Source organism: Streptococcus sp. 27098_8_186, assembly GCF_041432055.1.
Classification (GTDB): domain Bacteria; phylum Bacillota; class Bacilli; order Lactobacillales; family Streptococcaceae; genus Streptococcus; species Streptococcus dentalis.
The window spans coordinates 50,837-63,162 of sequence record NZ_JAPVYV010000001.1 but is presented as its reverse complement, the minus strand read 5'-3'; the positions used below and the strand labels follow the sequence as shown (position 1 = coordinate 63,162).

The following is a 12,326-nucleotide window of genomic DNA, read 5'->3' as shown; positions in this document are numbered from 1 at the left end:
GCCCTATGAATCAATTGAACCGGATATCCCTTGGGATTTCAGCCATTATCTTTACCATTATCGGTATCGTCTTGTTTATTAATCCAATTGAGCACATTGGCTCTTTTAGCTGGTTGATTTCCTGTGGCTTCTTTTTAATATCCCTTTCGCGTTTTTCACGCTATTACCGATTGCGGCAAGCTGGTATCATTCAGCAACAACAGCTCTTTCACAGTATGGTCGCCTTGGTTTTTGCGGTCTACTTACTGCTCTATGGCTACAAGACCTTGCCGATTGTCTTTCCAGTCACTTTAGGAATTTGGCTCATCTACCGTTCGATTCTAAACTTCCGAAAAGCCAATTTCTACTCGAGGAAGGTTGAGGAACTGTCCAAGCGTTATATTTTCTTTGCCTTGCTACAGCTCTTCATCGGTTTATTCTTAATTGTTAGTCCGCTTTCGATTAGCGTCTTTCTATTAAATATTATTGGCTTGATTTTCCTCATTTTAGGATTTCAATCCTTTAGTCTCTTGTTAAAAAGTTAAGAAAAGTTACGTGCAAACCTTTGCGTTTGATAAAAAGTCTGATATAATAGATCTGTAAGTGTTTACAAGTTTGAAAGGAGTTACAGATGTCTAAAAAAATTATTGGGATTGACCTAGGGGGAACTTCAATTAAGTTTGCCATCCTTACTTTGGATGGGGAAGTTCAAGAAAAATGGTCTATTAAAACAAATATCTTGGATGAAGGTAGCCATATCGTAGATGATATGATCGAATCAATTGCGCATCGTTTGAAGATGCTTGAGCTTGATGCTTCTGAATTCCAAGGAATTGGAATGGGATCACCTGGTGTCGTTGACCGTGAAAAAGGTACAGTTATCGGTGCCTACAACTTGAACTGGAAGACCCTTCAACCAGTCAAAGAAAAGATCGAAAGTGCCCTTCATATTCCATTCTTTATCGATAATGATGCCAACGTTGCTGCTTTGGGTGAACGTTGGAAAGGGGCTGGTGAAAACCAACCAGATGTCGTCTTCATGACACTTGGTACAGGTGTCGGCGGTGGTATCGTCGCTGAAGGTCGTCTCTTGCACGGTGTACGTGGAGCTGCTGGGGAGCTTGGTCACATCACTGTTGACTTTGATGATCCAATCCAATGTACCTGTGGTAAGAAAGGCTGTCTTGAAACGGTTGCATCTGCAACTGGTATCGTCAACTTGACTCGTCGTTATGCCGATGAGTACGAAGGGGACTCTCAATTGAAAGTCTTGATCGACAACGGAGAAGAAGTAACGGCTAAAACGGTCTTTGACCTGGCAAAAGAAGGCGATGCTCTTGCTTTGATCGTATACAAGAACTTCTCACGTTACCTTGGACTTGCTGCTGCAAACATCGGTTCAACCTTGAACCCATCTAAGATCGTTATCGGTGGTGGGGTTTCCGCTGCTGGAGACTTCCTCTTGGATGGTGTGCGCAAGGTCTTTGAAGAAAACTCATTCCCACAAGTACGTGAATCTACTCAATTGGCACTTGCTACTTTGGGAAATGACGCCGGTGTTATCGGTGCTGCATCCCTTGTATTACAATAAGATGAAATGGAGATCTGGCTCGTGCTGGGATCTCCTTTTTTTCTGTCTCCTGTGATATAATGAAGACAAAACTGGATTCAAGGAGAGTATATGACAAAAGCAGATACAATTTTTAAAGAAAACATTCGAAAAATCATGGAAGAAGGAGTCTGGTCAGAGCAAGCCCGTCCTAAGTACAAGGATGGCAGGACAGCCAATTCCAAGTACATCACGGGAGCCTTTATGGAATTCGACCTCGCAAAAGGGGAGTTCCCTATTACGACCCTTCGTCCCATCGCGATTAAATCAGCCATCAAAGAGATGCTCTGGATCTACCAGGATCAGTCGAATAGCTTGGATCTTTTAGAAGACAAGTACAATGTCCACTACTGGAGTGACTGGGAAGTGGGAGATAGCCGGACGATTGGACAACGCTACGGAGCTGTTGTCAAAAAGCATGACATTACGAATAAAATCCTCAAGCAATTAGAAGCCAATCCTTGGAATCGCCGCAACATCATCTCGCTCTGGGATTATGATGCTTTTGAGGAGACAGAAGGACTCTTACCATGTGCTTTTCAGACCATGTTTGACGTGCGTCGGGTTGATGAAGAGATCTATCTAGATGCGACCCTGACCCAGCGTTCAAATGATATGTTGGTAGCCCACCATATCAATGCCATGCAATATGTAGCTCTTCAGATGATGATTGCCAAGCACTTTGGCTGGAAGGTCGGAAAGTTCTTTTACTTCATTAATAACCTTCATATCTATGATAATCAATTTGAACAGGCTGAAGAGTTACTCCGTCGGGAGCCTTCAGATTGTCAGCCACACTTAGTTTTAAATGTAGCAGATGGAACCAGTTTCTTTGATATCAAACCAGAAGATTTTGAACTGGTCGATTACGATCCAGTGAAGCCACAATTGAAGTTCGATCTTGCGATCTAGTGATAAATTAATGCTTTTTATACCTCTATCTATGAGGAAATTTATTTTACAGTAAACAGAATCAGCGCTAAAAATTTTTACTCATTTTTGAGTTAAAATGTTTTAAGTATCGTTCGGTTTTTGTTAAAATAGATAAGGTTTTGAAAAACAAAACAATTACAATAAGAAAGTTAATTAATAGATAAAGATGGAGGCCTATTAAATTGGGGAAAGACTTATTTAATGATCGTATTAGCAGATTCTCGATTCGTAAATTGAATGTGGGTGTTTGCTCAGTACTTTTGGGGACACTTGTCATGGTTGGGACTTCCGCAAGTGCAGCAGCAGAAGAAAATACAGATACGACAAGTGAAAGTGTAGCAGCAGTTGCAACAGCGTCAGAAACGCCCGCAACTTCAACAGCTACTTCAGCAGCATCAACTTCTGAAACAACTAGCACAGTAGCCACAACGTATGAAGCAAGCCCAGCTGTTACTGCAGCATCAACTTCAACAGCACCTGCTTCAACTAGTGAAGCAAGTAGCACAAGTACAGCAGCCTCAGCAACTGCAGCTACACCAACCGCTGCAACACCAAAATTAGAAGCAGCTACGCCAGCAAACAAGGCAGCAGAAACAGCTTCAACCACTACAGATAAGAAAGAAGAAACAACTCTTTCAGCTGGACAAGGTGCAACAGCAAACAATACAGTCGCAACGGAAGAGACAGCCAACACTTCTCGCCGTCGTACTCGTCGTGCTGTGGGTGACCCAAATGATCCAAGCTTGATTGGGGATGACGTTGAAGACGCAACTTCAACTCCAAAAGTTGAAAAACCAGGATTTACAACAGATATTGATGCCAAATCTATGGCTAGCCAAATCTCATGGTTGGACTTTGGAGATGTAGCTAACTGGACAGGAACTACTACAGTATTAGTTCCTAAAAGTGAAACTAAACCAACTGAGGACTTAGAAGAAAAATTGGCTCTTCAAGTTGGGTCTACCTATACCAAGGAAATCATGCCTGGTTATGTAGTTACTGTAAAAGTCAAATCCTTGAAACCTTTCCAAGCGACTGAAATCTATAAGAAACGGATGGAAAATCAAGGGGCTACAGAAGTAGAAAAAGCAACCTATGATCCAAATGCAAAAAATGGTTATGTAAGTGGAGTCACTTCAACAGCTGCTAGGCAAGCTTTTAACAATGGTGAAGAGGCCAAAGTCATAGCTGATGCGCAAAATAATTGGACTGAAATCAGATTTGAGAACATTGATACGAAAACCAAGAAGACTACCATAAGTTCAGCTTTGAATGGTGGAAATATTGGAGTTCAGTTTGAAATCTCTGCAACCTTCCGTGGTAAGACAGTTAAGCCAGCTATTGTTATGGCTGATGGGGAGTCTGCTAACCCAGGTGAATTAGTTATGTTTACTACCAATGGAGAAGGTTGGCAGCATATTGGAGAATGGAAAAAGTTTACCAGACCAAAAACTTCTGTAACTTATGAACCACAAGATACTGAAAATCTTTTTGGACCTAATCCTAAATTTAATAATACCAACTTAAACCAACTTCGTAGATCTACTGAAGTTGGACCAGAAAAGAAACCAGTAGCTTGGAAGTATTTTGGAAATCCTGACCAAGTTACGGGTGGTCTAGGAACCGGTATATTTGGACCTAACATTTCTGAAGGAAATAGAACAGTTCCAATTGTGATGACGCGTGGTGCCTCTGAAGTGGGGCTTTATGTCGCTTCAGGTGGTAAACAGTCAGCAATGCTAGGATTCTTCCCAATTGATGAAGGGGATGCTCCTGAGTCATACGGAAAAGCTATGCATACCATTGCAACTGTAGATGGTGTAACTGGTGCTAAAGTAAATCAACCATATCTTGGTAATGTGAGCCCAGATATGGATGAGAATACTGCTCTTGACTGGTTCGGTGATGATAAGGCAACTACGGCCGATGAAGGAATTGACCAATTGCTTCCAGATGAGCTTAAAGGTACAACCAATGAGATGATCAAGATGGATCGTACACGCCCAGGTAACTACAAGTTGTCAATAGAAGCCCATACAGATGGAGCTTCAGAAGCTTATATCTACGGTTGGATAGACTTTAACCAAAATGGTACCTTTGATGAAGATGAACGCTCTGATCTTGCAAGAATCACAAATGACGGCACCGTTGAGTTGACCTTTGCAAAGAGCAAGACTTATATCGACCCTAGCGTTAAAGAACTAGGTGCTCGTGTTCGTATTGCCAAGAAAGCTACCGAGATTGAGAGCCCAACTGGTATGGCCTTCTCAGGGGAAGTAGAAGACTTCAGAACCCAAATCACTCACCCACCAAAAGGGGAATTCAAGGAAACAAGTGGTCTTCAAGGGGCGAAGCAAACTGCAACTGTAATCTTTACAGCACGTGGAGAACACAAGTATGAGCTTAATTCTAGTGCCGTTATTGACGAAATGGTAGAACCATACATCGTTGATAAAGATGGCAACCGTGCAACTCTTGATGCGGACGGTTACTATGTCGTTCCAGGACAAGGTAAGTACAAGATTACTGCCAACGGTAAGGACGTAGACGTTGAATTTATCCCAGAAGATAACTTCCTTGGAACAGCTGATGGTATTTCTATCCGTCGCTCAGATAACAACGGTTATGATACTGGTTGGTCAACAAAATTCCCAGATCAAGAACCAAACATTAATGGTCAGTTGAATACCATGGATGGTCAATACGTTCCAACAGTCACTCCAATTGAAATCGAAGGAGTTGACAAAACTTCAACTGATGTTCAAGGTGCGACTCAAAAAGAAACTCCGGCCTTTAACACAACTGCGACTAACTCAAATGGTGACAAGATTGCAATCACTCCAAGTGCAGAATATCCTGCTAAGTTGGTAGATCCTGCCACAGGTCTCACTACTGATGCGCCATCTGTAACAGTTGAAGGGGAAGGAACTTATACGATTAATCCTTCAACGGGTGAAGTAACCTTCACTCCAGATCCAAGCTTTACTGGTACAGCCAAAGGTGTGGATGTTTCATTGTCAGCGCCAGTTGGTAGAAATAAAGATGGTAAGATCCAACAGGACTACATCAAGACTGCAACAGCTAAGTACACTCCAACTGTCACACCAATCACAGTGACTCCTACAGACAAGGTTTCTGCGGATGTTCAAAACGTTCCTCAAACACAAACTCCTACATTTGAGTTGAGCAACGACAAGACTGCTGAAATCACTAGCAAGAAATTGGTGGATCCAGCAACTGGTCAACCGACTGATGAAACAACTGTAACAGTAGCAGGAGAAGGAACATACACGATTGATCCTACTTCAGGAGCGGTAACATTTACTCCTGAAAAAGACTTTGTTGGAACTGCAAAAGGTGTTAGCGTTCAAGCTACTGCAACCATTACAAATGCTAATGGTAAGACTGCAACCATTACTTCTGATGCGACTTACACACCAACTGTTGTGCCTGCAGTTCCAACTGCAAACCCAGAAACTTCTAAAGATGTGCAAGGTGCAACACAAACAGGGACACCAACCTTTGCAGGAACGACTGTCCAAGTAAATGGTGAAGATAAAGCTATTACGATTAAAGACAATAGCTATACACTCTTGGATAATGACGGGAACGAAGTTTCAAGCACACCAGCTTACGCAGAAGATGGTACAACACCAATCGGTACCTTCACTATTGACCCAGCAACTGGTCAAGTAACCTTCACACCAACTGATAAATCTTATACAGGTAAAGTAACTCCAGCTAAGGTTCAAGCCGAAAGTTCAAACGGTATCAAAGTTGATACAACTTACACACCTGAAATCGTTCCAGTAACCCCAACTGCAACACCAGCAGAAACAACAGACATTCAAGGTGCAACTCAAACAGGTAAACCTGAATTCAAGGGTGGAACTGTAACGGTTGATGGTGTTGAGAAGACTGTTGAAATCAACGAAGATGTTCCAGCAACATTTGACGATGGATCCACAACTAAGACAGTTGAAGGTGTTGGTACTTTCACAGTAGCAGCTGATGGTACAGTTACATTTGTTCCAGAAAAATCATTCGTTGGAACTGCACCAGCAGTAACCGTTGTTCGCGAAGATAAGAACGGAACGAAAGCTTCTGCAACTTATACACCGACTGTTACTGCAGTAACCCCAACTGCGACACCAGCTGAAACATCAGGCGTTCAAGGTGCTACACAAACTGGTAAACCAACCTTCACAGAAGGTGATAGCCGTGTACCAATGAATGATGACGTTCCAGCAACATTTGACGATGGATCCACAACGAAGACAGTGGAAGGCGTTGGTACTTACACAGTAGCAGCAGATGGAACTGTAACTTTTGTTCCAGAACCAAACTTTACTGGTATTGCCCCAGCGGTAACCGTTGTTCGTGAAGATAAGAACGGAACAAAAGCATCAGCAACTTATACACCAACTGTAAATCCAGTCACTCTTACTCCAACCAATAAAGTTTCTGAAGACATTCAAAATGTACCTCAAACAGAAACGCCTACATTCGCTTTAAGTGATGATGAGACTGCTCAAATTACAAGTAAGAAGTTGATTGACCCAGCAACAGGTCAACCAACAGATGAAACAACAGTAACTGTTGAAGGTGATGGAACTTATACAATCGATCCGACTACAGGAGCAGTGACTTTCACACCTGAAAAAGACTTTGTTGGAACTGCAACTGGAGTGAAAGTCCAAGCGACAGCGACGATTACCAATGCAGATGGTAAGACAACAACCATCACTTCAGATGCAAGTTACATACCAACAGTTGTAGCAGCTGTTCCAACAGCTAACCCAGCTACATCTAAAGATATCCAAGGTGCTACTCAAACAGGAACACCAACTTTTGAAGGTGCAACTGTTCAAGTAAATGGTCAAGATAAAGCGATCACGATCAAAGACAATAGCTACACACTTTTGGATAATGATGGTAATGAAGTTTCAAGCACACCAGCCTTTGCTGAAGATGGAACAACACCAATTGGTACATTCTCTATCGACCCAGCAACTGGTACTGTAACTTTCACTCCAACTGATAAATCTTATACAGGTAAAGTGACTCCAGTTAAGGTTCAAGCTGAAAGCTCAAACGGTATCAAGGTAGATACAACTTACACTCCAGAAATTGTTCCAGTAACCCCAACTGCAACACCAGCAGAAACAACAGATATTCAAGGTGCTACTCAAACAGGTAAGCCTGAATTCAAGGGTGGAACTGTAACGGTTGATGGCGTTGAGAAGACTGTTGAAATCAACGAAGCTGTTCCAGCAACATTTGACGATGGCTCAACTTCTAAGACAGTTGATGGCGTTGGTACATATACAGTAGCAGTAGACGGAACTGTAACCTTTGTTCCTGAGAAATCATTCACAGGTAAAGCACCAGCCGTAACTGTTGTTCGTGAAGATAAGAATGGAACTAAGGCAACTGCAACGTACACACCAACTGTAACTCCGGTAACCCCAACTGCAACACCAGCTGAATCAACAGGTGTTCAAGGTGCTACACAAACTGGTAAGCCTGAATTTACTGCAGGCGACAGCCGTGTGCCAATGAACAATGATGTTCCAGCAACATTTGATGATGGTTCAACTACCAAGACTGTTGACGGCGTTGGTACTTATACAGTAGCAGCAGACGGAACAGTTACATTTGTACCAGAAAAATCATTTGTTGGTACTGCACCAGCGGTAACAGTTGTGCGTGAAGACATGAACGGAACTAAAGCTTCTTCAACTTACACACCAACTGTAACTCCTGTCACACCGACAGCGACACCAGTTGAAACAACAGGTAAGCAAGGTCAAACTCAAACAGGTAAGCCTGAATTTACTGAAGGCGACAGCCGAGTACCAATGAACGATGACGTTCCAGCTACTTTCGACGATGGCTCAACTACCAAGACAGTTGATGGTGTTGGTACTTACACAGTAGCAGCAGACGGAACTGTAACCTTTGTCCCTGAAAAATCATTCACAGGTAAAGCACCAGCTGTAACAGTTGTTCGTGAAGATAAGAACGGAACCAAAGCATCTGCAACTTACACACCAACTGTAACTCCAGTAACTCCAACAGCAACACCAGCTGAATCTACTGGACCTCAAGGTCTTGTTCAAACTGGAACTGTAACCTTCACTGAAGGTGATGAAGTAGCTCAAATTAACAAGGATTCGATTACTCTTCTTGATGAAAATGGTCAACCTGCAGCATCAGTAGAAGCGAAATCACCAGCAGGTGACGTGATCGGTACATACACAGTTGATAAAGATACAGGTGTAGTTACTTTCACACCGACAGATAAATCTTATTCAGGTGATGTTGTCCCAGTTAAGGTTCAAGCAGCCGATGCAAATGGAACTACAGTAGAAACAACTTATACACCGAAGATTACTCCAGTTGTCCCAACTTCTGAAGATGTTACATCGACAGATATTCAAGGTCAAACACAATCTGGTAAACCAACCTTCACCGAAGGAAATCCAAATGTTCCAATCGATGAAGATACACCAGCGACCTTCGAAGATGGTTCAACCACTAAGACAGTAGATGGCGAAGGAACTTACACTGTTGCTCCAGATGGAACCGTAACCTTCGTACCGGAAAAATCATTCACTGGAACTGCTACAGGCGTAACAGTGAAACGTGTTGATAAGAACGGTACTGAGATCACAGCGAAGTACACACCAACTGTGACACCAGTAACACCAACAGCTGAACCAGCAACATCTACAGACATCCAAGGTGCAACTCAAACAGGTAAGCCTGAATTTACTGAAGGCGATAGCCGAGTACCAATGAACGATGACGTTCCAGCTACATTCGATGATGGATCAACTACGAAGACTGTAGATGGCGTTGGTACTTACACAGTAGCAGCAGACGGTACAGTAACCTTTGTACCAGAAAAATCATTCGTTGGAACTGCACCAGCCGTAACAGTAGTTCGTGAAGATAAGAACGGAACAAAAGCTTCTGCAACTTATACACCGACCGTAACACCAGTTACACCAACTGCAGAAGATACAACATCTACTGACAAACAAGGTCAAACGCAAACAGGTACACCAACCTTCACACCAGGTAATCCAAATGTTCCAATGGATGATGATACTCCTGCAACATTTGAAGATGGCTCAACTACGAAGACCATTCCAGGTGAAGGAACTTACACTGTTGCACCAGATGGAACCGTAACATTTGTTCCAGAAAAATCATTCACTGGAGAAGGCACAGGCGTAACGGTGAAACGTGTTGATAAAAACGGTACACCAGTTACAGCTAAGTACACACCAACTGTGACACCAGTAACTCCAACAGCAACTCCAGCTGAATCAGAAGCACCTCAAGGTGTGGTTCAAACTGGAACTGTAACCTTCACTGAAGGTGACCCAGTTGCACCAATCGACAAGGATACCATTACTCTTCTTGACGAAAATGGTCAGCCAGCAGCATCAGTTGATGCGAATTCACCAGCAGGTGATGTGATCGGTACTTTCACAGTCGATAAAGAAACAGGTGTTGTAACCTTCACACCAACTGATAAATCATACTCAGGTGAAGTAGTTCCAGTTAAAGTTCAAGGTAAAGATACAAACGGAACAGTTGCTGAGACAACTTACACACCTAAGATCACTCCAGTTGTACCAACAGCTGATCCTGCAACATCTACAGACATCCAAGGTCAAACACAAACAGGTACACCAAGCTTCACACCTGGTAACCCTGCAATCCCAATGGATGATGATGTACCAGCAACCTTTGAAGATGGCTCAACAACGAAAGTTATTCCAGGTGAAGGAACTTACACCGTTGCTCCAGATGGAACCGTAACATTTGTCCCAGAAAAATCATTCACAGGAACAGGTACAGGCGTAACAGTGAAACGTGTTGATAAGAACGGTACTCCAGTTACTGCAACTTACACTCCAACCGTAACACCTGTAACTCCAACAGCTAAGCCAACAACATCTACTGACATCCAAGGTGCAACACAAACTGGTAAACCTGAATTCACTGAAGGTGACAGCCGTGTACCAATGAACGATGATGTTCCAGCAACATTTGATGATGGTTCAACTACGAAGACAGTTGAAGGTGTTGGTACATACACAGTAGCAGCAGATGGAACAGTGACATTCGTACCAGAGAAATCATTTGTCGGAACTGCACCAGCAGTGACAGTGGTTCGTGAAGATAAGAATGGAACAAAAGATTCTGCAACTTACACACCAACTGTAACGCCTGTTACACCAACTGCAACTCCAGCAGTATCTACTGATGTGCAAGGTGCAACTCAAACAGGTAAACCTGTATTTACTGAAGGCGACAGCCGTGTACCAATGAACGACAATGTTCCAGCAACATTTGACGATGGTTCAACTACGAAGACAGTTGAAGGTGTTGGTACATACACAGTAGCAGCAGATGGAACGGTGACATTCGTACCAGAGAAATCATTTGTCGGAACTGCACCAGCAGTGACAGTGGTTCGTGAAGATGTGAACGGAACAAAAGCATCTGCAACCTACACACCAACTGTAACTCCTGTAACACCAACAGCTGAACCTGCAACTTCTACAGACATCCAAGGTCAAACCCAAACAGGTAAACCAAGCTTCACGCCTGGTAACCCAAGTGTACCAATGGATGATGATGTACCAGCAACCTTTGAAGATGGATCAACTACTAAAGTTATTCCAGGTGAAGGAACTTACACCGTTTCTCCAGACGGAACCGTAACCTTCGTACCTGAAAAATCATTCACAGGAACCGGTACAGGCGTAACAGTGAAACGTGTTGATAAGAACGGTACACCAATTACCGCAACTTACACACCAACTGTAACACCAGTTACACCAACTGCAGAACCAGCTACTTCAATTGATAAGAAGGGTGCCACTCAAACAGGCAAACCAACCTTCACAGAAGGTGATAGCCGTGTACCAATGAATGACAAAGTTCTAGCAACCTTTGAAGATGGTTCAACTACGAAGACAATTCCAGGTATTGGTACATACACAGTAGCAGCAGATGGAACCGTAACCTTCACTCCAGAACCAGAATTCACTGGTACTGCACCAGCAGTAACAGTGGTTCGCGAAGATGTGAACGGAACCAAAGCATCTGCGACTTACACACCAACTGTCCTTCCAATCACTAAGTTTGTTGATAAAGAAGGTAAGGAAATCCCAGGATATCCTACAGTTGATGGAGAAGAACCAAAAGCTGAAATTCCAGGTTACCGCTTTGTAGAAACGAAGAAATTGCCTAATGGTGATACTGAACACGTCTATGAAAAAGTTACGACTTCATATGTAGACGAAAATGGGGATCCAATCCCAGGTAACCCAACAGAAGATGGGGAACAACCGAAGAAGGATATCCCAGGTTATGACTTCGTGAAGACTGTTGTAGATAAAGATGGAAACACTCAACATATCTACAAGAAGACTGTGACACCAACTCCAATGCCGGATCCAACTCCGACACCAGAGCCACAGCCACAGCCTACTCCACAACCAACACCAGAACCACAACCACAACCTACTCCACAACCAAAACCAGAAGAACCAACGATTCCTGTCGTTCCAGAAACGAAAGAAGAAGTGAAGTATATTGATCCACAAAATCCTACTGCACAACTTCCAAACACAGGAACAAAAGAATCTTCTACTGCTGGTCTTGCGATCTTTAGCGCTTTAGCAGGTCTCTCATTATTCGGATTTGCAAAACGCAAAAAAGAAGACTAAGCTAACTTGTGGCTAAGAAAAACCGCGAAAATCTCGCGGTTTTTTCTGTT

General features: G+C 43.0%; 4 protein-coding genes. All 4 read left to right on the top strand.

The window, feature by feature from the left end; translation table 11 throughout:
* Positions 1 to 5 precede the first annotated feature (5 nt).
* The 4 genes from O3602_RS00255 to O3602_RS00240 all read left to right on the top strand — a co-directional run bounded on the left by O3602_RS00255 (position 6) and on the right by O3602_RS00240 (position 12,276).
* Positions 6 to 524 carry a DUF308 domain-containing protein gene (locus tag O3602_RS00255; protein ID WP_371610903.1) on the top strand — a complete coding sequence of 173 codons (519 nt, stop codon included), beginning with the start codon at positions 6 to 8 and terminating at the stop codon, positions 522 to 524.
* Positions 525 to 610: 86 nt separating this feature from the next.
* The gene (locus O3602_RS00250) at positions 611 to 1,570 is read left to right on the top strand and encodes an ROK family glucokinase (RefSeq protein ID WP_021153285.1); all 960 of its coding nucleotides are present in this window, start codon (positions 611 to 613) and stop codon (positions 1,568 to 1,570) included.
* Positions 1,571 to 1,660: 90 nt separating this feature from the next.
* Positions 1,661 to 2,500: a thymidylate synthase gene (locus O3602_RS00245; RefSeq protein ID WP_155214236.1), complete on the top strand. Its 840-nt coding sequence runs from the start codon at positions 1,661 to 1,663 to the stop codon at positions 2,498 to 2,500.
* A gap of 203 nt (positions 2,501 to 2,703) precedes the next feature.
* Positions 2,704 to 12,276, top strand: a complete 9,573-nt coding sequence (locus tag O3602_RS00240; RefSeq protein WP_371610902.1) for a CshA/CshB family fibrillar adhesin-related protein — start codon at positions 2,704 to 2,706, stop codon at positions 12,274 to 12,276.
* Positions 12,277 to 12,326 lie beyond the last annotated feature (50 nt).